Genomic DNA, 22,339 nt, shown 5'->3' with positions numbered 1-22,339 from the left:
GAAACAGCTATAAATCAAGCCGATGATGAGAACAAAAACGGTAACTCTGATAAACATTACCCTATTTCAGGCATCTTCCAACTGGTCATGCGGATCACATCGGGGCCGAGCCTGCATCGTTTGCCGAAACTCACTGGGTGTCCGGCCGGTGGCTCGTTTGAAGGCCTTATTGAACGATACTTTATTGTTAAATCCGACCTGATAGGCCACTTCAATGACATTTAACTCCCGACGCGACACCTGAGCCAACAACGCCTTGGCCTCTTCAACCCGCAACGAATTAACGTACTCAAAAAAACTCATGCCCAGTTGTTCGTTGATTACCTGCGACAAGTGGTGGCGACTAATAGACAATCGATCGGCCAGTGTATCCAAACGTAACTCGTTATGATGGTACAGCTTTTCGGTATGCATCAGCAACTGAAGCTGATCGGCAAAATGACGGGCTAAATGGGGCGGCAATCCAGAATGACGATAGCGAGCGTCGGGTTCTTCTTTAGGTGCCGATTCAAAACCCGGAAACTCATTGGTCTGAAAAATATGCGGCTGCACATAAGCCAATACAGCTACCAGGGCAATAAAAGCCGACATACTAAATGAGATCCCATAATCCCAGGCTCGATTAAAAAAGGGCAATCGGACCAGAAGAAAATAAGACCAGTTGGCCAGCACAAACCCCAGATAACATAAGCTTACCCACAACGCCCAGCGACCTACCTTCTGCAAGGTTCCAAATGAGCGCTGCAATCGTAATATCGCTACGGCGTATAGAGCCAGTTGAATCAGATATGCCCAGGGTAAGATTTTAAAATATGCCCCCCATACCGGTATCCGAGCAGGTCGGCCCCAAAATTCCGGATAATTGGTCCGGGCTATCAATACGACTATATCGACCCCTAATCCAATAAAAAATGGCAGAAAATGAAGCATCCGCTTCTGACCTGTAATTGGCTGATTGCCCAGTTCTTTGAGGTATAGATAAAATAAGGGACCAAACAGAAAAAAGAATAGATCGATGCTTCCAATCAGAATAGGAACAAGACGGATATACTCGCTCCAGAACAGGACATAGTAAATCAGCATGATCGAAAACAGGACAACTATCCCCACAATATACCGCACCTGGCTCTTACGCTGTCCAGCCTGACTAAGCAGCAAAGGAGCCACAAACAAGCCCAGGAAAGCAATAACAGCAAACGCAGTTGTCCAATGATCAAGATTAGGTTCTTTCATCAGGAATCGTAACTAATTAATCGATAGTAAAGAGACATCAATTTGTTTGAAGAGGAAGTGATGACATGATGGAATAACCACCTAAGGCGCAGGGTATAAGGCGGTGGCCAACTCTCCTACAGACTTGAGTGGTTATAAACTGACAGCGACCTGGCTTTATAAAACCGATAGTTTACGAGGCTGTATAACTGGCTGTTGGGTGCTGATCTTAATATCGCGGACTTCCATTTCCAGCCCATTCGATATTTTGAGTTGGTAGTCTCCCTCGTTCAGATCATCCAGATTCAGGCTTAGGCGAGCTATTGTATCGACCGGAGTAAGCGTTTGGTCGAAATACAGATTACCTTTTGAGTCAATAAGTTTTATGGATACTTCGCCCCCCAGTTGCTTATCGATATTAATACGGAGCTTCTGTTTAACGGTAATGTAAGTACCTACCTGATACCGAGCCAGTTTGGTCGGGTGGTCTTTTTTACTGGGTTGCTTTCCGGGCTCTGCGAAGGAAGAAAAGCTGACGACAGCGGTCAGAATAAGGGTCTTGAGTAACGTGTTCATAGTAGTATTTGGCGTTGTAGACTGACTGTTTGAGAACCGTTTTTTGTCGAAAGACAGGACCCTGAAAGGCAATAATTAACTATTCAGACGAAAGGTTATTTTCATCCATAAGCGGAAAAAGAAAAACTCTATGTAACCAGTAAATACGTTAACGAGGTAACTGCCCGATCAGCCACTTTCGACAATATCTACTTAACTATCAACCACTTAACTTATCAACAGATCAACCTATTACCAAAACTCTGCCTGTGTATCAAGAATAGCAGAGTTCCCCTGGGCATCATTAAAGCTCATACGCCAGCGCGTAAGGGCAGCCTTCGTCGTCGTAAACAGCCAGGGCCGGTCCGTTTTAGCTAAAATCAATAAGCCATAATCGTCACCAACGGCGTTGAAATCTGGTAAAGGCTGGCTTTTGGCAAACTGATCTATGTTGTACTTCTGGCTTAGGTGAGCCGTAGTAGCTGCTACATCATGGGTCACGAGCCCGATTTCACTCACACATTGAAAATACCCACCTGCCGACTCTTCATAGCCTGCATCACGCCGTTCGATGAACTCAACCACGTTGCCAGTAGGGTCAGGAAAATAGCTGGCACGTGCTTTCCAGTTCGGGAAATTGGCAATTCGGCAGCCTGGCGACCAAGTGTCGATATAAGGCAGATCGAACCAAAGTTGATATTGTTCTAGTGTGTAGAGCGGAACATTGAATGCAAAATGATATGGAGCTATGGGTTGTTCAGCCTGTCGAAATACTAATTCGGTCCAGCCAGCCTGAAACACTACTCTATCCGGCGATTGAGCTAGTAGTGGCAACCCCAACCGCTGCTGATAAAATTGTTTGGTAGTCTCCAAATCATTCGTTTCCAGTTCTAACCAAGTAATTTTCATTACTAACGCTATCTATATACGTTTAAATTTTTGATACCGTTTATTTCATTGAATAATACGTATCCAATGGTGCAAAAATGACCTAAAGTAGCAGACAGGCCAGACCGAAATCAGATGAATTGGAAAAAGCCGTAGCTGAATAGTGACGATAAAGAGTTTAGCCGGATATGAGCACTTCGTTACGCATCTGAGAGCGACGCTTTAAATCGATATAAATACGGGGCCTTATGCGGAGTTCCGGCTCGTCGTTCAGATAAACGCTCCAGATTATTCTGTGCCATCATTTTCTTGTAAAAATTTCGGGCGTCTAACGGATGGCCCAGAATTGTTTCGTACAACCGCTGCAATTCAGGAATCGTAAACGTATAGGGCAGTAAATGACTGATGGGTTGATCGCCCATATTTTTACGTAACGCTTGTAAGGCCACGTCAATAATATGGTTGTGATCAAAAAGTAAAGCCGGAATGGCTTCCAAACTCCACCAGCGACATTCCTCAGTCAAAAAATCCGTAGCCGGAACTACTTCGGCATATTCAACCAAAGCGTAATAGCCTATCGAAATAGTCCGCTCTGACCATTTTATGTCTTTTATAGGCAAATTTATTTTTCCCCATGTCTCTTCCTGGTCGTAACGGATGGTTTCGCCAAAAACATGAAACTGTTGCAAATAAAGCGTCTGTAAACCAGTACGTTCTTTTATGATCCGTTGCGCAGCCAGATCAACCGATTCTGTTTTCTGGATAAATCCACCCGGTAAGCTCCACTCGTTTGTGCCCTTCCAGCGCAACAACAGGACTTTGAGCTGATTCTGATGAAACCCAAAGATCACCCCATCGATCGACAGATAATGGATGCATTGCTCAGATACGCTCTGATAATATTGAAACGCCGGATGGTTATAATCAATCATAAAATTTTACAACAAAAATCGGTGTGTACTGCTGACGTAATACTTCTTTACGTACTTTTGACATAAAGGTAGTATTATTTATGAATCAAGGATCAGCCTGTTCAAATTGAGTCACATGTGTATCATTCGTCTTTTTACTTACTTCAGTTTCCTTACCTTGCCCCTATTGGGTTTCAGCGCTAAAGTCGACACGCTGGATGTGCCGAGTGCTGCCATGAATCGGGCCATGCGGGCGGCCGTTGTGCTTCCCGAGTCGTATGCGAATAGCAAAATGCCTTATCCGGTTCTTTATCTGCTGCATGGTGGAGGAGGTCAGTTTAGCGACTGGCTCAAGCAAACGCCCGATAAGATGCTGATTCATAAGCTGGCCGACCAATACAACCTGATCATTGTGATGCCCGAAGGCGACCGACTCAGCGGTTATCTGGATAGCCCGACGCAGAAAGACAATCTGTTCGAAACGTACCTGACGAAAGAGGTAATTGGTAAGATCGACAATACCTACCGCACTATCCGTGACAGCAAAGGCCGGGTCATTACGGGCTTGAGTATGGGCGGGCACGGCGCATTGTATCTGGCCACGCGGCATCCTGAGCTTTACTGTGCGGCTGGTAGCATGAGTGGCGCTGTCGATCTGAATTATAAAACCTGGCGTATCGACCCGACGTTCGAGAAACGAGTTGAGGAAGGATTCAGTCGGATTCTGGGGCCAATAGGCTCAACACCCGACAATTACGCAGCCAACTCCGTCGTCTATATGACCGACAAAATGAAGGCCAACGGCCAGAAGATAATCATTGATTGTGGAGTCGATGACTTCCTGATCGAGCCAAACCGTGAGCTACACCGTCGACTGGTCTACAGCAAAGTCGAGCACGACTACACCGAACATCCGGGCGGGCATACCTGGGAGTACTGGCAAAACTCACTGCCCTATCATCTGTTGTTTTTCCAGAAGGTCTTAAAAGCCAACGGCACAATTGCCCAATAAATACAGCGTTATTAAAGTCTTTGAATGTTTATTGTCATTCCGAGGTACGAGGAATCTTCAGGTGAAGGAGAAAGAGCTATACGTATCCGAAGATTCCTCGTACCTCGGAATGACAAAAATTATTACACTGTAGTCAATATGCTGAATACAATGATAAAAACGCTTCTTTTCGGCCTTAGCTTCGTAATAACGGTATCTTCATTTGCGGCCAAAGTCGATTCGTTGGACGTGCCGAGTGCCGTGATGCAAAAGACCATGCGGGCGGTGGTTGTATTGCCCGAATCCTATGCGAAAAGTAAGGCCAATTACCCGGTGTTGTATCTTCTTCACGGGGGCTATGGCCATTTTAATGACTGGATCACGAAAACGCCGGATAAAACTCTGATTCAGCGATTGGCCGATCAGTACAATCTTATCATTGCCATGCCGGAAGGCGAGGTATTCAGTTATTACCTGGATAGCCCGGTCAGAAAAGACAGCCAGTTCGAGACGTACTTGACCAAAGAAGTCATTTCTAAACTAGACAATACCTACCGCACTATCCGCGACCGTAAGGGCCGGGTCATTACGGGCTTGAGTATGGGCGGCTATGGATCGCTTTTATTGGCTGCCCGCCATCCTGACCTCTACTGTGCAGCCGGTAGCATGAGTGGCGCGCTCAACCCCGACATGCAAAGCTGGAAACTGCCACCCGACATTGCTAAAGGTATCAAACTGGAATTTGAGAAAATACTGGGTCCTATTGATCAGGTACCGGATACCTACGCGACGTTTTCAGTCATTAATCTGGCCGACAAGCTGAAAGCCAATGACCAGAAACTGATTTTTGACTGTGGCGTCGATGATTTCCTGATCGAGCCCAATCGGGAGTTGCACCGTAGGTTCGTCTTTAATCAAACTCCTCACGATTACAGCGAACGGCCGGGCGGACACAGTTGGGAGTATTGGCAAAATTCATTGCCCAACCATGTTCTATTTTTCAGCAATACGCTGAAAGCCAATGGGTCAATCGCTCAATAAACCCACGTATCCATGTATATCAGAATTCTTATCAGCGCACTAAGTTGCCTCCTGGCCATACAAGTTCAGGCGGCTAAGGTCGATACGCTGGATGTACCGAGTACCAGCATGAACCGGACGCTCCGGGCAGCGGTCATACTGCCAGAACGATACGTAAAGGCAAAAAAACGGGATACGACGCCTTTCCCGGTACTTTACCTGCTTCATGGCGGCACAGGTAGTTTTCGTGACTGGCTAACAAAGCTGGCAGACAAGACCTTACTCCACCGATTGGCCGACCAGTACAACCTGATTATCGTTACGCCCGACGGCGATCCAACGAGTTATTACTTCGACAGCCCACTGGTCAAAACCAGTCAGTTCGAGACGTTTATCTCCAAAGAGCTGATTGATAAAATCGACAATACCTACCGCACTATTCGCGACCGCAAAGGCCGAATAATTGCAGGCTTAAGCATGGGTGGCCATGGAGCCATGTTCATTTCCAGCCGCCATCCTGACCTGTACTCGGCAGCTGGTAGTATGAGTGGCGTTATGAACATCAACACGGCCACCTGGAAAGTACCCGCCGACTTTGCCAAATCCCGCTCGGAAAATTTTGCGAAGCTGCTGGGTCCACCGAAAGACGGCAACACACCCTATCCGGGCTATACAATAGTGACGCTGGCCGATCAGCTTAAGAAAAACGGTCTCCCTCTGATTTTCGACATTGGTGTTGATGACTTTCTGATTGTAGGCAATCGCGATCTGCACCAGCAACTCATGGAAAACAAAACGCCACACGACTATACCGAACGGCCCGGTGCTCATACCTGGGAATACTGGGAAAATTCGCTACCCTATCAGGTGTTATTTTTCAGTAAAATACTGAAAGCAAATCAAGTTGCTATTCCATAATAGACCCTATAATGAAAACAACTCGTTCTATTTTATTTCTAGTCCTGCTCGGGCTAGCAGCTTTCACCTCTAGCCACAAAGATTTTGATACCGTAAAAGTGGAGGGTGGTATGATTTCCGGTACCCTCAGCCAGGATGGTGACGTACACATTTTCCGAGGCATTCCGTTTGCCGCTCCACCGATTGGCGACTTGCGCTGGAAAGCACCGCAGCCAGTAAAGTCCTGGTCGGGCGTTCGCAAATGCAATGCTTTTGGACCCAGTCCGATGCAGGGAACACCAAATCCGTTCGGCCCGTGGAGCGCCGAGTTTCTGATCCCCAAAGAACCCATCAGCGAAGACTGTCTGTATCTAAATGTATGGTCAGGTGCAAAAACAACAAGTGAAAAACGACCTGTAGTGGTCTGGATTTATGGTGGAGGGTTTGGTAGTGGCGGCACTGGCTGCGCTATTTACGACGGTGAAGCTACCGCTAAAAAGGGGATCATTTTTGTTAGCGCCAACTACCGCGTAGGGCCGTTTGGCTTCTTTGCCCATCCCGAACTTACCAAAGAATCGGGCCACCAGGCATCAGGTAATTATGGTCTGATGGATCAGGTAGCAGCTTTGCAATGGGTCAGGAAAAATATCGCTCAGTTTGGCGGTGACCCGGACAACGTAACCATTGCCGGGCAGTCGGCCGGTTCGATGAGCGTAAACTGCCTGGTGGCCACTCCACTGGCAAAAGGGCTGTTCAAAAAAGCCATTGCCGAAAGCGGAGCCAGCTTTGCCAATCCACATCCAACGCTCCAGCAGGGCGAAGAGGCTGGCCTGAAAATGGCTCAGGCACTGGGCGCATCGTCGCTGGCCGAATTGCGGGCCAAACCGGCTGAAGAAATCATTAAAAAAGCCCAGGGGCGCGGTCCAATCATCGATGGGTACGTATTACCCGAATCTATACCGGCCATTTTTGCGGCTGGCAACGAAAACAACATTACTCTATTAACGGGCTGGAACGAAGATGAAGGCTTATCGTCTGGCCCGCCGAAAAATGCGGAAGCTTATCGTAAACAGATCGAACAACAGTATGGCGACAAAGCAGAGCAGTTTCTGAAATATTACCCAGGCGGAACCGATGCCGAAGCGTCAACCTCGCAAATGCGTATTTCCCGAGATATGATTTTTGGTGCGCAGAACTATACCTGGGCCAATATTGCCAGCAAAGAAGGCAAACCCGTATTCGTTTACCGATTCACCCGAAAGATTCCGGCTACGGGTGAGTATGCTCGTTATGGCGCTTTTCATACCGGTGAGGTCGCCTATGCCTACGACAACCTCAAATTCATCGATCATAAGCTTCGTCCGCTGGAACCCACCGATGCCGAACTGGCCCGGAATATGTCAGCCTACTTTGCCAATTTTATTAAGACTGGTAATCCAAACGGAAAAGGGCTTCCACAGTGGCCCACCTATTCGGCGAAAGACAAGCAGATTATGGCCTTTGGCGATAAAACAACCGCATCGCCAATGACCGACAGCGCTGCGCTGGATTTTCTATTCTCGGCCATCAGTAAGCGATGAAAAGCTCGATCATTGGTCATTTGCTGTCATTAGGAGTCATTAATGATTATTATGAACCTGTTTAAACTTTTTAACTTTCGGTATAACTGGATCGATTTTTTGTCATTCCGACCGGAGGGAGGAATCTCAAAGTCGCTTATTAGTCAAGCTTGAGATTTCTCCTGCGTCGAAATGACAAAAACAGGCTAGTATTTTCCACAAAAGAAAAAGTTTAAACAGGTTCTATGTCAAAAAATGATTGGCTATTAATCACAGCGAAGCAGATGACCAATGACAACAAATGACTCCTATAAAAAACCTATAATTCCCAAACTAAATAAAACGAACGCCCTCCACATAAATAGCTGCTATAGAACTATATAGCAGATCAATACAGCGCTCCGGTTCACTAGTTTACTGGTTAACCGTATACGTTTTGGAGGGTCGGCCAATCAACTTAAACAAGGTAATAAGGCCAGCAATCATTAACCCCACAATCAGCCCAATACCAAGTTCTTTTACAAATGAAGGAATGCCAGGAAGAAATGTATGCAGGACGTGTAGATTGTGCACAAATATGCCACCGGCTACCAGCAACAAGGCAACGGTCCCCACTATGCTTAAGAGCCTGATGATAATCGGCAGTGCCCCGATCAGTCCATGTCCGAGCTTGCTGAGAATTCCTTTATCATTCGACCAGTTGATCAACTGGCGTCCCGCATCATCCATTCGTACGAGGAGCGCTACCAGTCCATACACCCCAACCGTAGCCAGTAAGGCCACTACCGATACCGTCGCGATCTGAATCACTGATGGTTGCTCGGTAACCGACCCCAACGCAATGATGACAATTTCTACCGACAGAATGAAGTCAGTAGTAATAGCGGCTTTTATCTTGGCTTTTTCATGGTCAGTGGCCAATTGTCCCTGAGAGTCTTCCGAGGTTGCAGGCCGAGCACTCTTTTTCGATTTACCGATGGATTCGATTATTTTTTCGGCACCCTCGTAGGCCAGATAGCAACCGCCCAGTAGGAGGACGATAGTAATGGCAACCGGAACGAATGCATTCAGAAGTAGAGCAATCGGAACGATGATAAGCTTGTTAAGCAGAGAACCTTTTGTTATTGACCACAGTATAGGTAACTCTCTATCTGCCAGGAATCCTGTAGCTTTTTCCGCATTTACGGCCAGATCGTCTCCTAGTATGCCAGCCGTTTTTCGTGTCGCTACTTTTGTGGCCAACGCCACGTCGTCCATTAAAGCCGCTATATCGTCCAGAACTGCAAAAATGCCAGATGCCATTGTTTTTTTACGTTAACTAAATCAGTTTGAATGGTGATACTGAGCGTAGTCTGTTCCTGATCGCCAATGCCGTATCCACAGCAATTCAGGTTTCTTGTCCAGATAATCTGAACTTGATCTGCTAAGGATTTACTACAAAACCATTTGTTTGCGAGATCGTTTAGGAATAATGCACATAAAACTACATTATCCTAAAGCCAGTCTAGTTTGGCTTCTGGATCAACTATGCGTCGGTAAGCTTGTTATTGTCGCTTTAGGCAACGAACCTGTTTAAACTTTCTAATTTTCGCTATAACTGGATCGATTTTTTGTCATTCTGACCGGGACGCGTAGTCGAAGGAGGAATCTCAAATCGCTCATTAGTCAAGCTTGAGATTCCTCCTTCGACTACGCGTCCCGGTCAGAATGACAAAAAAGAGTCTTACATTTTCTACAAAACGAAAAGTTTAAACAGGCTCAACTGATACTGTTATTAATCTGGAGAAATTAATACTCATGAATAGTTTTATAAAATACGCCGTTCGTCTTCATCATCTCTAGCCTTATTCTTCAACGAAAACCATTTTCGAAAAGCGAGCTCAAAGGGAGACAAATAACTCTCCAAAAGTTTTAAACGATTGGTAAGTTATAAACACCCCCAAAATCCCTTTATCCATTGGTCGTTAGGAATGTACAAACAACCTGGCATGACACATTCAATCTGCCTGACGTATCAATTCATTGCATGAAAAAAATAACTCGCTTTCCGCTCCGGCACTCCTTGTTTCCATTGGCTGCCATTGGTCTTACCACCTGGGTAGGAATTACCGGATTCATGGATGACCCGGTTAGCCAGCGTATCAAAAAACTGCCCCCCGCTAAAGCCGCCGAAATGGCCCATGCCGTTGAAGCATTGGTAAAACCCCAACTGGCCGATGGCCTTACGCTGAAACTTTGGGGTGTCGACTCGCTGGTTTCTGACCCAATTGGCATCGATATAGACGACCTGGGACGACTTTATTACACCCGTACCAATCGGCAGAAAAATTCGGAGTTTGACATTCGCGGGCATCAGGATTGGGAAATCGAATCGAATCGGCTTCAGACGGTTGAAGACAAACGGGCGTTTCTACACAAGGTTCTGTCGCCCGCCAATAGCAAGAAGAACGAGTGGCTTAAAGATGTAAATGGCGATGGGTCGCACGACTGGCGCGACATGACGGTGGAACGAGAGCAGGTTTTCCGGCTCGAAGATACCAATGGCGATGGCGTAGCCGATCTGTCGAAACAGGTAATAAATGATTTCCACGATGAAACGACCGACGTTATGGGTGGGGTTTTGTCGGATGGAAACGATTTGTACGTCACGGTAGCACCGGACCTCTGGCGACTACGTGATAAAAACGGCGATGGTATTCCCGACGAGAAGAAGTCTCTCTCACACGGTTATGGCGTCCATATCGGCTTTAGCGGTCATGGCCTGTCAGGCGTAGAAATGGGCCCCGACGGACGTATCTACTGGCAAATCGGCGACATTGGGTTTAATGGCGTTGGTCCTGACGGCAAAAAGTGGGAGCATCCCAACAGCGGTGTGGTCGTCCGTTCGAATCCTGACGGTAGTGATTTTGAAGTGTTTGCCTATGGTGTTCGGAACACGCACGAATTTGTTTTCGACGAATACGGCAACCTGATCAGCGAAGACAATGATGGCGACCATCCGGGCGAAAAAGAACGGCTGGTGTATATCGTCAACGGATCGGATACGGGCTGGCGTAGCAACTGGCAGTACGGCAAATACCGCGATCCGCTGAACAATACCTATAAGGTCTGGATGGACGAGCAGATGTTTAAACCCCGGTTCGACGGGCAGGCCGCTTATATTCTCCCACCACTGGCCAATTTCGTCAGCGGTCCGACCGGCATGCTTTATAATCCCGGTACTGCGCTGAGTCCGAAGTATAAAAATACCTTTTTCATCGCTGAATTTGTTGGTAACCCGGCGGCTTCGGGTATTCATGCCTTTACCCTTAAGCCTAAAGGTGCGTCGTTTGAGTTAGACAAATCGAAAAAAATTCTCGGCAGCGTGTTGGCAACCGGTATCGACTTCGGGCCCGATGGTGCTATGTACATTGCCGACTGGATCAACGGCTGGGATACCAAAGATTACGGTCGTGTCTGGAAACTCGATGATAAAGACGGTGCCAACTGGGCAGAGCGGGCATTGACCAAAAAGTTACTGGCACAGAATTTTAGCAAAACACCTGTAAGCGAATTGAGCAGCTACCTCAAAAATGCCGATATGCGCGTTCGGCAGAAGGCACAGTTCGAGCTGGTAAAGCGGGGCGATGCGGGCGCTACGGTCTTCGGGCAAATGCTTCAGCAGACCGAGCATCAACTGGCACGCGTGCATAGCATCTGGGGCTTTAGCCAACTGGCGCGTAAAGATGCCAAATACGCCCAGCGACTCATGCCTTACCTGAAAGACAGCGATCCTGAAATTCGGGCACAGGCAGCTCGCTGGCTGGGTGATATGCGGTATGCCGCTGCCGGTTCGGCACTGGTTCCGATGCTGAAAGATGAGAACGCACGCACTCGTTTTTTTGCTGCTGAAGCCCTGGGACGTATCGCCTATGTCCCGGCCATTCAGCCAATCATTTCATTGCTTGAAGCTAACAAGGATGAAGACACCTACATCCGCCATGCAGGTAGTCTGGCACTGGCCCGTATGGGCAAGGCAGAACCGATCATTGCTCTGGCAAACCATCCATCGCGGGCGGTGCGTATTGCTGCTGTTGTGGCTTTACGCCGGATGCAGAACCCCGGCATTGCCAAATTCCTGAACGATAGCGATGAATTTGTGGTAACCGAAGCGGCTCGTGGCATCAACGACGACTTATCCATTCCGCAAGCTTTACCGGCACTGGGCAACATACTGGCCAAAACCAAGTTTACCAACGAACCGCTCATTCGCCGGGCCATTAATGCCAACCTGCGGGTCGGCACGGCCGAAGCTATGCAAAACCTAATTGGCTATGCCAACACCGACGGCAATCCAGTGGCCTTACGCGCTGAAGCCCTGGACGCGCTAAGCACCTGGGCCAAGCCATCGCTGCTTGACCGGGTCGATGGGCGCTACCGAGGTCCTATAACCCGCGACCCAGCGGTGTTAAAGACCAAATCCTCTCAACTGTACACAGCCATGGCGACCAATTCAGAGTTGCCTTTGCGTCGGAGCGCGATTCGGGCCATTAGCAAATTATCGCTGAGTGCAGCGGGGCCCGTTCTTATGGACCGGCTCAAAAACGACCGCGAGGCCGAAATTCGGGAAGAAGCACTCCGGGCATTGGCCGCACTGAACGACCGGCAAATTGGTCAGGCCATCGAAAAAGCTCTGGCCGATAAGGATAAACGGGTACGGGTTGCCGCCCTGGACCTTATCAGTAAAACCAGTATGCCTAAAGATCAGATGGTGGCTCAACTGAAAGATGTGTTGCAAACACACTCCACTGAAGAAAAACAGGCAGCGCTGGTTACACTAGGAAAAATGCCGATTGCCAGCACGAAAACCATTTTCGATCAGCTTTTATCAGATCTATCAACCGGCAAATTACCTGTGGATTTGAGTCTGGAACTGGAAGAGGCCATTACCGAAACCAAGTCACCGCAACTGATAGCGCAACATAAGGCAATTTTGGCTAAACAGTCGCCCGATGCCGTACTGGCTTCCTATCAGGCTAGTCTATTTGGTGGTGAACCCGACAAAGGCCGACGGATATTCTTCCGTCACCAGACGGCTCAATGTATACGCTGCCATTCCTACGACGACCTGGGTGGCAACGCAGGACCACGACTCAACGGTGTAGCCAATCGCCTGACGCGAGAGCAATTGCTGGAAGCGGTCGTTAATCCGAGTGCCCGACTAGCTCCCGGTTTCGGAACAGCTACCATTGAGATGAAGGATGGAAAAACCCTCAGCGGTATTGTGCAGAAAGAAACCGATTCGGAAATCGTGCTGAAAAGTGGGGACGAACCGGATCTGAAAATCAAGAAAGACCAGATTGCCAAAACAACCTACGCACCGTCGAGTATGCCGGATATGAAGTATCTGCTCACCAAGCGCGAAATCCGGGATGTGGTAAGCTTTCTGGCAACACTGAAAAATAACTAAGAGCTAATGGATAATGGTTAATGAAAACTCAGCATACCATTATCCATTATCCATTATCCATTCCCTTTCCTCTTTCTCCTGCTGACATTCTCTGTACAGGCCAAAATCGTTAGGTTGGTTATTACCCAAATCATAGCAGGCATACGGCGAAGCCCAGGCATAGTAAACTAAAATTTACCATATACCAATAACGATTAATATTACTATTTTTCGACTGGTTTTATCCAACGTAGGTTGTAGATGATCATACTGCCTTCTTCAACAATCTGTAACACCTGCCAGCTCGTATGCGAATTCTTTACCTACTTCTTTTTTTGGGTGTTGCCTTTATCCTCTATTTAAGCTGGCAACCCAGTTATGATTTCAAAAACCTCTGGTTTATGCCCGAGTGGTTGACGCGCTGGACCGATAAACATGAGAATGGAAATCTCCGAACGGCTGTTCCTTTTTTCTTTATGGGTTTTGCCGGCGGTGTAATTCCCTCATCACACCCTCGCCCTTTCTATCGATGGGCCATAATCTGGCTAATTCTCGTGGTCATCGTGGCCCTGGCCGAAGCAGGTCAGTTACTAATTCCATCACGTTTTCCAAGTTGGGAAGACATCGGGTGGGGATCCTTAGGGGCCTTTGCTGGTATGGTTGCGGGAATTTTAGTTTATTTCATATTACGCAAAAGCAACCTGCTGAATAAGTACTAAAATATATCTCCTCCAAATAACGCTACTGGCCATCACAAGATCTCTAACGTCTAGAACGTCATAATGTAATTCTGCGCCTGATCAACTCAACGGGCTTTTTAACCTGTTGACCCTATCAATCTTCCAGTTCAGCCGAACCACCAGCGGCTGCCCCAGACGTGTCATCTAATTTCGAACCATAAACAACAAAAACGAAAGAACGATGAAGAATCATTTCTGGATAATCGCCCTGGCCTTATTGCCACTTAGTCTGTCGGCACAGACCAAAACCACAGTTCGTAAACCGGTTGCTTCGGCTTCCCGGTCTACCACTACCCGGCCAACCGCTACCCATACAATAGCCCCTGCCGAGAAGAAGGTTGTGGCCGCTCCAGCCCCTGCTCCCGCACAGGTAGCCCCTGAAACGCCAGCACCAGCCGCTGTTCAACCAACGTATACTGAACCAGCCAAAACAGCTCCTGCACAACCCGCCATGACGCGTCAGCAATCGACACATGTTACTCCCGCACGGCCAGCATATGCTCGTCAAAGCCACTTTCATATGGGTTTACGATTTGGAGGAAATTTCAGTACTATAGGCGGAGCAGATCCTACGGCTGTAGGACAAGGTGTACAGCTTGCCCGAGTTATGGGCTTCCATGGAGGGGTTGTCTTCAATATTGGCGGTCCAACTTTTTCGGTACAGCCCGAAATTTTATACAGCCAATACGGTGTACGTTTTACGTTGGGCTCTGATTACCTGCAGCTAAAATACAACCTGGTAGAGGTTCCTGTGCTGCTCAAAGTTGCCTTTGGTCAGCCTAATCTCCGATTTTTTGTTAATGCTGGTCCTGTTGGCAGCTACGTATCCAGTGGTACTATATCCGTTCAGGAAGGTGGCCAACGTGACTCACAGGCAATTGACATGACTGGCGAAGGCCGATTCTTTTATGGTTTGGCAGGCGGTGCTGGCGTTTCTTTACAGGCTGGCCCCGGCAAACTACTACTCGAAGGTCGTTATAGCTATCTTATGGCTGACCACGAAGATGGAAGTACAACAAAGCCTCAGAACGCAATGCTATCGATCGGCTATCTGTTCCCACTTGGTGGCCGTTAAGGTTTGATCACCCTCCACACAAATGGTAATCTATTCATCTACAGGCCAGTAATTTAGAAATGTTACCATTTGGCACAAATATTGCCTTTATTGTTTAAATAATGATCCACTCGCAAATAGTGTAGTAAAGTAGACATATAGTTTATAAACGCTGACTCTTCTAGAGCCAGCGTTTTTTGTTATATCACGCTATACATAATTACAATTCAAGTTATTACTCATGTGCACCTACCGGTAAAAAACCTACTGGAGGCCATTTGTGGAATCTAATCCTGGGCATTTGGCATGATTAATGAATAAGCAGCTTTAAACATATGCTATGTTTCTGAGCAAGAATACAATTTCGATCTACGCTTGTATAAGTCAGCCACTAATCTGTTTCTGGAATGCCAGTGCTGATCAATTGGATAATGTCTGTCATGCCTATAACAGCCTTTGGTCGTCCGTATCCTGTGAAGCAGAAGCTCGGGAGATTTATGATTCGCTGGTTGCTATTGCCCTGGCCGACGGTAAGCCTTTTCCAATCGACTGGCTTACGAACGAGCTGCACTTCGAAGCATTTGTGGCTACAACGAGTGATCGGCGATGGGCAGCCCTGATGGAGCTGGAACACAATTCAACCTCTATTAACGATTCCGAACTCGATTTATATAACGAGCGAATCAGCCGGGAACTTTAAAATAGGCCAGGCCTATACCATACAGGCTCATCTGCTAAGCCAGATCGGTACACCTCATATAATATTGGCTCACAAGTTTTTTCAGTAGACGCAACCACTTAACAGTCAATCGCGTATTGTCGATTGAAAGTTACTCAAAGGTGCTTTCCGAAATGCCAACCTAAATTGATAGGCCCCGTCAACCTTGGTGGGGCTTATTTTTGTTGGCCCACTTCTTAAAGACTTCCCTATTGGTTCGCCAGTGTCTGCACCCGATGGCGTTTCAACTCACCTAGCGATCCTGCTCGCCGAACTGTGGCAAGGCTGATTCCATAGTAGATAATCAGACGCTCGTATCAGCCGTGCCACAGTTTACAATGCACTCTCGGAAAAAAATATCACAACTAAAAAATGTTTACCAACAACAGGCATCTACTAACTTAAAAACAGGCTTATTTTTTACATCTACGCAATAAATTAATTTTTTGTAGTCGACAAAACATGACTTTATAAAAAAAAGCCGTCAAAAGAATAAATGAAATAACTAATCTTCTCCCCTATGTATCTCTTTACTCAATGGTTTGTTGAAAAGGCATCGCTTCATCCTAGCCCCCCCTTTCGGTTTATGGTTGGTTCTTATTACGAAGTAAGTGCCCTCTCCCTCGACCAGCATTTTTTGATCTTACCCGCTTAAAATCATTCGATACCGGATTACCAGATTATCTCTTCTTTCAAATCAATTAGTAAACCCTATAATAGACCGTGTGGACCGACTTGGATTGTAGTACTGGAATACTTGTCATTTCAACCGTAGGTATAGCGATCCTATTATACAATTTATGGGTCGAGCTGAACCTCAATGTACGCTTTACCCTCCTTTTAAACCGAATTAAACCAAAAAGCCTTTGGCCAACCTTGCTGGATAGACTCAATGAGCTTGTTTTGGAAAAAGCCATGTTGAAGCGTAGCCTTGGTGCAGCTTCATTTTTGGAAGTGATTTTTATACTAAGTACCATCATCAGGCAACAATCATAGTCCTGAACATACAGCCTCAACTAGCTTTTACCCATAGATTGCGGACAGGTTCCAGTAAATAAAAGCTAGTCTCCACTTCTATTACCGGCGTCTTGTTTTTTAGGCGGAGTTACGCTAAGCATTGCCTTCCTGGCTGGCTACCAGCGACATTCAAAAGGCAAGCTAGACATTGTGAACCGGTAACCGATTTATGCGCTCAACGGCTTTTCTACTGGTTTTGCTCACGTTGGCCTTACCGCTGGGCTGCGTGGATTCAATCGACCAGAACCTGTCGAATCGGGTCGATGTCCTTGTGGTCGACGGTACCATTACCGATCTGGCCGAGCTAATGACTATTCGGATCAGTCGATCGCAAAGTGACCCACTCACCGGCCGTTTCGGTAATTCGCCTGTTACCAGGGCCCAGGTCAGGGTTATAGAGGATTCCAGCCGGGAAATTCCCTGTCATGAAACGCAGGATGGTCTTTACCAGCTCCCTGGCGATTTTAAAGGGCAGGTTGGGCATAGCTACCAGCTCCGCTTTACCCTCGCCGATGGAACGGATTATAGCTCAACACAACAGCGTATGCCCGCAGTGCCACCCATTGACCAGCTTGCGGTACAATTCAACCCGACCAGTGTTTCACCACCTTTCGCCGATAATGTCTATACCGCTGGCCATGATGTATTTCTGACCACACAGGACCCTGTCGATCAGGCTAACTATTACCGATGGGACTGGACACTCTACGAATCTCAGGCCTGGTGCCATACGTGCTATGAAGGTATCTATGCGGTTAATGCCGTTGTGGCTTTATCCAATGGCACGTACCAATCGACCGATCAGTCATTTGACGATTGTATCTATCCACCCAAGGGCAGCGGCTCGCTGGCTTATGCGTATGTTCAGAGCAGAAACTTTGATTATCCCTGCCGAAGTAGCTGTTGGGAAATTATTCATAGCCATACGATCAATGTTTTCAGTGATCAGTACAGCAATGGTGGGCTCATTATTAAGCGGCCAGTGGCACATATCCCCTTTTATCAGCGCAGTCCGTGCTTAGTACATATCCGGCAGAGTGCCCTCACCAAAGACGCTCATCAGTATTTCAGTGCCTATCAGCAGCAAACAGGAAATACGGGGGGACTCGCCGATACACCACCAACGGCACTAGCGGGTAATGTCCATAACCTTAGCAATCCGAAAGAGCAGGTAGTTGGGTACTTTACGGCCTCATCCGTTTTTGTTAAACCGTATTACATCGACCGGAAAGATGCCGTAGGCGTTCCCCCTACCTTGTTTTACGCCCTTAATGGCCGTATTCCCAATCCCGAACCACTTCCATCGGCCTGGCCTACGTTTATCGTGGGCGGTCCCGCACGGCCTCCCACGGCCCTCTGCGCCCCCATCGACCAGCGAACACCCTTCAAGCCCCTGGGATGGCCTAACTAACGAGCTTTTAGCTGCATGAGATTACCTTTTTTGTCATGTAGGTAAATTTTTGGTCTCAGGGGCGAAATGAACCTGGGCTTTACAATCGCGCCAATACAGGTAGTTAGCCAAGCATCACCGTAAACGTGGCCGATGATAACGGGTATGTTTGCAGCTGATTTTTATGTTGGCCGGGGTAGATTTTCGGCTGGCCAGGCCGGTAAATACACACTAAATACAGACCCTTGCCCCAACTGACTACTCGCCGTAATGGCACCTCCATGATTGGTCGCTACTTTTTCACAAATTGCCAATCCAATTCCGGTTCCAGAAAATTCATTTCGACCATGTAATCGCTGGAAAACCTGAAAGATTCGGTCCAGGTATTTTTCGTCGAAACCAATACCATTGTCTGAAACATCAATGCGATAATACGCCTGAACCACACCCGCAGGCGTTATGGAATCGGGCAAATCGGTAATGGCTATACAGCTGGCCTCCAAACGGATCAAAGGTGAAGTTGTCGCATTATCGGGCTGACGAAATTTTAAGGCGTTGCTCAATAAATTCAGGAACAACTGCCCCAGTTGAGAAGCATCGCCCATGACTGTTGGCAGTGAACCTACGTCAATCTGGGCATTGGTTTCCTGGATGCGTAACTCCAGATCGGTCAACACCAGGTTGACTACTTCATTGAGCGAAACGGGCTGAAGAGCTTCTGGCTGGGTAGAAATACGCGAATAACTGAGCAGATCTTTAATCAGCGTGGACATGCGACTAGCCGCCGACTGCATCCGATTCAGAAAATTTACACCTTCCCCTAATTGGCTACTGTACTGATTTTTCAACAGATCGCCGAATTGCTGCACTTTGCGCAGGGGTTCCTGCAAATCGTGGCTGGCGATGTAGGCAAACTGTTTAAGGTTCAGATTCAATCGGTTCAGAGACTGGTTGGCCAATACCAGCGTTGCATTCAGATTGACCAGTTGCTGATTGCTGATTTTTAGCTGAGCCTGCATTTGCTTCTGGAGCGTCAGGTCGGTCAGAATCAAACTCAGGCAAGGGCCCTCATCCAGCACCAGGGGCGTGGCCGATACGAAACAAATAAGTTCGCTGCCAGTATCGCCCTGTTTCAAACTCATTTCCTGCTTCGTGGAACTTTGCCAGCTCTGCTCAAAAAAAGCGTTGTAGGTGGTCAAATAATCGGGAGCAATGCAATTGATAAACGGAATCCCGATTACGCTGGAGAGCGGCTGGCCAACCATAGCCGCAAAGGTGGAATTACTGTAGAGAATAAGGCCCTGGCTGTCGAGCGTTACGGCACCTTCGTGCATGGTTTCGATGAACACCCGGTACGTCTGATCGGCGGTTTTCAGGGTGTAGAGTTCATGTCCCTGACTGCCTTCCACGACCAACGCATCGATCTGCCCCGTACGAATTGCCAGAATCGTTTCCATCGCTTCCTCTAGCTGGATACGCAACAGATCATTTTCCGCAACTAATTGCTCGTATGTATTGGGTGGATTCATCAACTGATAATACCTAATCCTTTGATTACCTTAGCTGTATCGGACAGATCACCTATGAACCGACGTTCTGGCCAGGGAGCCTGTTTGATCAACAAGGGCAACGCAATCAGTTGTACCGATTCGGCCAACTGTTTTTGCTGATAGACATCAATTATTTCCAGCGAGTACCGTCCTATCAGGTGCGTGTCGCAAATGCGTTTAATATTGGCAATGGCCCGAACGGAATGGCTCGACGCGCCAGCGACAAACAAACGCAGTTGATACATATCATTGCGATCCTCCAATTCAAGATCAGCAGCCTCTGATGGTTCACTCATAGCCTTCTTACTTCGCCGAGCGAATATCTAAACCCACCAGCACTTTCTCTTCATTGGATAAGTCACCAATAATCTTTCGGATAGGCTCAGGCACTTTTTTTACCAGTGTAGGTACAGCCAGAATCTGATCGCCAGCAGCTAGCTGCGGTTGCACTAACAGATCGATTACTTCAATAACATACTTCCCCGGCAAATGTTCTTCGCAGTATTTCTTCAAATTGTTCAGGGCCGTTACTGATTTTACCGTTTTGCCGGCCACATAGAGCCGTAATTCCCAAACATCTTCTGGCTGGTCCATTCATTAACTATGACTAAAGGATACGCTTTATTGCCCACTGTGCCGATTACGGGTAAGCTGCTCCCGGTTCTGCTCCATGATTTCTTTGCGCAGTTCCTCTTCCGTAAACGATTTATTGAGTTCCTCCTGAAGCGACTCAAACTCTTCTTTCAGGCTGGCAATTTTCGACTCCAGAACATGCCGTTTCCGTTCAATTTCGCGGTCTTTCCGCGAAACCGCATGATCACGCAGAGCAACTCCCGTAACTTCCTGCAACTGCTGAGCTTCCCGCGCCGAACCCACCAATACCCCTTCAGCACCCAGATACACATCGATCAGATTCAACCCCTCGTCGGTAATGACAAACTCCCGCACCTGATTCGAATGCTTCATTCCTCTGGATTTCATGACATACAACCCCCGGTTCCGTTCGCCGTTCGATTCTATATCCCGCACCAGTAACCAGGCATCTACCAGCGATGATACGCCCTCGTCGGTCTGTTCATTGATCACCGTATTCAGCGAAAGCGCCGTAAAGACAACGGTAATCTGTTCGGCCTGTAAGAAATCGATCAGCCGAATCAGCATAGACCGCACTTCGCGCAGGGAGCCAACCGTAACCAGATTGGTGATCGGATCCAGCACAACGACCTGCGGCTTAAACTTAGTAACGAGTTTATGAATCGTTACCAGGTGCATTTCCAGTCCATTAAGCGTGGGGCGCGATGCCTGAAAAGACAATAGACCTTTATCAATATACCCCTGAAGATTCATTCCAATGGACTGCATATTGCGGCAAATCTGCTGGGGCGACTCTTCAAAAGCCAGATACAGCGCCCGCTCTCCACGCTGACAGGCCGCATGAACAAAGGAGGCTGCCAGGCTGGTTTTACCCGTTCCGGCCGTTCCCGAAATCAGAATGCTGCTTCCTCTGAAAAACCCTTTGCCCTCCAGCATTTGATCCAACGCTGGTATACCCGACGAAAGCCGTTCGCTCGATACCGGATGATCCAGCGTAAGGGAAGTAATAGGCAGAACCGAAATCCCTTCGGAATCAATCAAAAAGGGGTATTCGTTGGTACCGTGTACGGATCCCCGGTATTTCACGATGCGTAATAGCCGGGTCGAAATCTGATTGTCGATCCGGTGATCCAGCAGAATAACACAGTCGGAAACGTACTCCTCCAAGCCATGCCGGGTTAATTTGCCGTTGCCTTTTTCGGCCGTAATAATGGTGGTTACCCCTTTATCTTTCAGCCAGGTGAAGAGCCGTCGGAGTTCACTCCGCAGCACCCCTTCATTGGTCAGGTTGGAAAACAGGTTTTCGATGGTGTCCAGCACTACCCGTTTAGCTCCGATGGTATCGATGGCGTAGCCTAAGCGTATAAACAAGCCGTTGAGGTCATATTCGCCGGTTTCTTCAATTTCGCTCCGGTCGATGTGTACATGATCAATTTTAAGGAGTTGATCAGCCTGAAGCTGGTGAAGGTCGAAGCCCAGGGAAGCTACGTTGGCAGCCAGTTCATCGGCCTTTTCTTCAAACGCCATAAATACGCCCGGCTCGTTGAATTCCATTGCTCCCCGAGCAATAAACTCGAGTGAGAAGAGGGTTTTGCCGCAGCCTGCCTCACCACAGATCAGGGTTGGCCTTCCTTTGGGCAGGCCACCATTGGTGATTTCGTCCAGGCCAATTATACCCGTAGGTGCTTTAGGCAGAAGGGGGAGCTGATGTGTATTGAGGTTCTGGGAACTCATTCGTAGGGTTGAGATACAACAAACATATCAAAAATTGACGTAAAACTATAGTACCATATGTAGAGGTAATAATTTAACCTA

19 protein-coding genes are annotated in these 22,339 nt (G+C 47.7%); 10 read left to right on the top strand and 9 right to left on the bottom strand.

Annotation, left to right across the window (positions count from 1 at the left end):
• Nucleotides 1-66: 66 nt before the first annotated feature.
• The 4 genes from ACYVFD_RS22600 to ACYVFD_RS22585 form a co-directional block, all read right to left on the bottom strand.
• On the bottom strand, nt 67-1,233 hold the full coding sequence (locus ACYVFD_RS22600; RefSeq protein ID WP_461092781.1) for a helix-turn-helix domain-containing protein: 1,167 nt from the start codon (nt 1,231-1,233) through the stop codon (nt 67-69).
• Nucleotides 1,234-1,389: 156 nt separating this feature from the next.
• Complete coding sequence (locus tag ACYVFD_RS22595) at nt 1,390-1,788, bottom strand: hypothetical protein (protein WP_461092780.1); 399 nt, start codon at nt 1,786-1,788, stop codon at nt 1,390-1,392.
• Nucleotides 1,789-2,019: 231 nt separating this feature from the next.
• The gene (locus ACYVFD_RS22590) at nt 2,020-2,676 is read right to left on the bottom strand and encodes a VOC family protein (RefSeq protein WP_461092779.1); all 657 of its coding nucleotides are present in this window, start codon (nt 2,674-2,676) and stop codon (nt 2,020-2,022) included.
• 179 nt (nt 2,677-2,855) lie between these two features.
• Nucleotides 2,856-3,587, bottom strand: coding sequence for an NUDIX hydrolase (locus ACYVFD_RS22585; RefSeq protein ID WP_461092778.1), 732 nt, complete (start codon nt 3,585-3,587; stop codon nt 2,856-2,858).
• A 115-nt stretch (nt 3,588-3,702) separates the two neighbouring features.
• Here ACYVFD_RS22585 and ACYVFD_RS22580 point away from each other — a divergent pair, with 115 nt between their 5' ends.
• The 4 genes from ACYVFD_RS22580 (at nt 3,703) to ACYVFD_RS22565 (ending at nt 8,054) form a co-directional block, all read left to right on the top strand.
• On the top strand, nt 3,703-4,578 hold the full coding sequence (locus ACYVFD_RS22580; RefSeq protein WP_461092777.1) for an alpha/beta hydrolase: 876 nt from the start codon (nt 3,703-3,705) through the stop codon (nt 4,576-4,578).
• Nucleotides 4,579-4,728: 150 nt separating this feature from the next.
• Complete coding sequence (locus tag ACYVFD_RS22575) at nt 4,729-5,598, top strand: alpha/beta hydrolase (protein WP_461092776.1); 870 nt, start codon at nt 4,729-4,731, stop codon at nt 5,596-5,598.
• Between the two features lie 12 nt (nt 5,599-5,610).
• Nucleotides 5,611-6,495: an alpha/beta hydrolase gene (locus ACYVFD_RS22570; RefSeq protein ID WP_461092775.1), complete on the top strand. Its 885-nt coding sequence runs from the start codon at nt 5,611-5,613 to the stop codon at nt 6,493-6,495.
• Nucleotides 6,496-6,506: 11 nt separating this feature from the next.
• Nucleotides 6,507-8,054 carry a carboxylesterase/lipase family protein gene (locus ACYVFD_RS22565; protein WP_461092774.1) on the top strand — a complete coding sequence of 516 codons (1,548 nt, stop codon included), beginning with the start codon at nt 6,507-6,509 and terminating at the stop codon, nt 8,052-8,054.
• Between the two features lie 393 nt (nt 8,055-8,447).
• On the opposite strand, the gene ACYVFD_RS22560 is transcribed toward ACYVFD_RS22565, so the two are convergent.
• On the bottom strand, nt 8,448-9,335 hold the full coding sequence (locus tag ACYVFD_RS22560) for a DUF808 domain-containing protein (RefSeq protein ID WP_461092773.1): 888 nt from the start codon (nt 9,333-9,335) through the stop codon (nt 8,448-8,450).
• Between the two features lie 724 nt (nt 9,336-10,059).
• Here ACYVFD_RS22560 and ACYVFD_RS22555 point away from each other — a divergent pair.
• From ACYVFD_RS22555 to ACYVFD_RS22530, 6 genes are all read left to right on the top strand, one after another.
• The gene (locus tag ACYVFD_RS22555) at nt 10,060-13,482 is read left to right on the top strand and encodes a HEAT repeat domain-containing protein (protein ID WP_461092772.1); all 3,423 of its coding nucleotides are present in this window, start codon (nt 10,060-10,062) and stop codon (nt 13,480-13,482) included.
• A gap of 287 nt (nt 13,483-13,769) precedes the next feature.
• Complete coding sequence (locus ACYVFD_RS22550) at nt 13,770-14,180, top strand: VanZ family protein (RefSeq protein ID WP_461092771.1); 411 nt, start codon at nt 13,770-13,772, stop codon at nt 14,178-14,180.
• A gap of 202 nt (nt 14,181-14,382) precedes the next feature.
• Nucleotides 14,383-15,276: a porin family protein gene (locus ACYVFD_RS22545; protein WP_461092770.1), complete on the top strand. Its 894-nt coding sequence runs from the start codon at nt 14,383-14,385 to the stop codon at nt 15,274-15,276.
• Nucleotides 15,277-15,595: 319 nt separating this feature from the next.
• The gene (locus ACYVFD_RS22540) at nt 15,596-15,955 is read left to right on the top strand and encodes a hypothetical protein (protein WP_461092769.1); all 360 of its coding nucleotides are present in this window, start codon (nt 15,596-15,598) and stop codon (nt 15,953-15,955) included.
• Nucleotides 15,956-16,493: 538 nt separating this feature from the next.
• Nucleotides 16,494-16,628, top strand: coding sequence for a hypothetical protein (locus tag ACYVFD_RS22535; protein ID WP_461092768.1), 135 nt, complete (start codon nt 16,494-16,496; stop codon nt 16,626-16,628).
• Between the two features lie 531 nt (nt 16,629-17,159).
• Entirely contained in the window at nt 17,160-18,401 is a 1,242-nt protein-coding gene (locus ACYVFD_RS22530) for a DUF4249 domain-containing protein (RefSeq protein WP_461092767.1), read from the top strand.
• 161 nt (nt 18,402-18,562) lie between these two features.
• Here ACYVFD_RS22530 and ACYVFD_RS22525 read toward each other — a convergent pair whose 3' ends face one another.
• The 4 genes from ACYVFD_RS22525 to kaiC are packed head-to-tail and all read right to left on the bottom strand — an operon-like array spanning nt 18,563 to nt 22,258.
• Entirely contained in the window at nt 18,563-19,909 is a 1,347-nt protein-coding gene (locus tag ACYVFD_RS22525) for a sensor histidine kinase (protein ID WP_461092766.1), read from the bottom strand.
• A complete protein-coding gene (locus tag ACYVFD_RS22520) occupies nt 19,909-20,226 on the bottom strand; it encodes a circadian clock KaiB family protein (RefSeq protein ID WP_461092765.1) in 318 nt (105 codons plus the stop codon). The genes ACYVFD_RS22525 and ACYVFD_RS22520 overlap by 1 nt, the downstream gene beginning before the upstream one ends.
• A 7-nt stretch (nt 20,227-20,233) precedes the next feature.
• Nucleotides 20,234-20,524, bottom strand: a complete 291-nt coding sequence (locus ACYVFD_RS22515) for a circadian clock KaiB family protein (RefSeq protein ID WP_461092764.1) — start codon at nt 20,522-20,524, stop codon at nt 20,234-20,236.
• Nucleotides 20,525-20,551: 27 nt separating this feature from the next.
• Nucleotides 20,552-22,258: a circadian clock protein KaiC gene (gene kaiC, locus ACYVFD_RS22510; RefSeq protein WP_461092763.1), complete on the bottom strand. Its 1,707-nt coding sequence runs from the start codon at nt 22,256-22,258 to the stop codon at nt 20,552-20,554.
• Nucleotides 22,259-22,339 lie beyond the last annotated feature (81 nt).

Source organism: Spirosoma gilvum, assembly GCF_054776815.1.
This window is presented reverse-complemented; position numbering and strand designations above follow the sequence as displayed.

Excerpts from the sequence above, each read along its gene's own strand:
- ACYVFD_RS22570 (WP_461092775.1), top strand. The coding sequence starts at position 5,611 with ATGTATATCAGAATTCTTATCAGCGCACTAAGTTGCCTCCTGGCCATA.
- ACYVFD_RS22585 (WP_461092778.1), bottom strand. The coding sequence starts at position 3,587 with ATGATTGATTATAACCATCCGGCGTTTCAATATTATCAGAGCGTATCT.
- ACYVFD_RS22520 (WP_461092765.1), bottom strand. The coding sequence starts at position 20,226 with ATGAGTGAACCATCAGAGGCTGCTGATCTTGAATTGGAGGATCGCAAT.
- kaiC (WP_461092763.1), bottom strand. The coding sequence starts at position 22,258 with ATGAGTTCCCAGAACCTCAATACACATCAGCTCCCCCTTCTGCCTAAA.
- ACYVFD_RS22580 (WP_461092777.1), top strand. The coding sequence starts at position 3,703 with ATGTGTATCATTCGTCTTTTTACTTACTTCAGTTTCCTTACCTTGCCC.
- ACYVFD_RS22530 (WP_461092767.1), top strand. The coding sequence starts at position 17,160 with ATGCGCTCAACGGCTTTTCTACTGGTTTTGCTCACGTTGGCCTTACCG.
- ACYVFD_RS22525 (WP_461092766.1), bottom strand. The coding sequence starts at position 19,909 with ATGAATCCACCCAATACATACGAGCAATTAGTTGCGGAAAATGATCTG.
- ACYVFD_RS22560 (WP_461092773.1), bottom strand. The coding sequence starts at position 9,335 with ATGGCATCTGGCATTTTTGCAGTTCTGGACGATATAGCGGCTTTAATG.
- ACYVFD_RS22515 (WP_461092764.1), bottom strand. The coding sequence starts at position 20,524 with ATGGACCAGCCAGAAGATGTTTGGGAATTACGGCTCTATGTGGCCGGC.
- ACYVFD_RS22565 (WP_461092774.1), top strand. The coding sequence starts at position 6,507 with ATGAAAACAACTCGTTCTATTTTATTTCTAGTCCTGCTCGGGCTAGCA.
- ACYVFD_RS22550 (WP_461092771.1), top strand. The coding sequence starts at position 13,770 with ATGCGAATTCTTTACCTACTTCTTTTTTTGGGTGTTGCCTTTATCCTC.
- ACYVFD_RS22540 (WP_461092769.1), top strand. The coding sequence starts at position 15,596 with ATGTTTCTGAGCAAGAATACAATTTCGATCTACGCTTGTATAAGTCAG.
- ACYVFD_RS22535 (WP_461092768.1), top strand. The coding sequence starts at position 16,494 with ATGTATCTCTTTACTCAATGGTTTGTTGAAAAGGCATCGCTTCATCCT.
- ACYVFD_RS22600 (WP_461092781.1), bottom strand. The coding sequence starts at position 1,233 with ATGAAAGAACCTAATCTTGATCATTGGACAACTGCGTTTGCTGTTATT.
- ACYVFD_RS22575 (WP_461092776.1), top strand. The coding sequence starts at position 4,729 with ATGATAAAAACGCTTCTTTTCGGCCTTAGCTTCGTAATAACGGTATCT.
- ACYVFD_RS22595 (WP_461092780.1), bottom strand. The coding sequence starts at position 1,788 with ATGAACACGTTACTCAAGACCCTTATTCTGACCGCTGTCGTCAGCTTT.
- ACYVFD_RS22545 (WP_461092770.1), top strand. The coding sequence starts at position 14,383 with ATGAAGAATCATTTCTGGATAATCGCCCTGGCCTTATTGCCACTTAGT.
- ACYVFD_RS22590 (WP_461092779.1), bottom strand. The coding sequence starts at position 2,676 with ATGAAAATTACTTGGTTAGAACTGGAAACGAATGATTTGGAGACTACC.
- ACYVFD_RS22555 (WP_461092772.1), top strand. The coding sequence starts at position 10,060 with ATGAAAAAAATAACTCGCTTTCCGCTCCGGCACTCCTTGTTTCCATTG.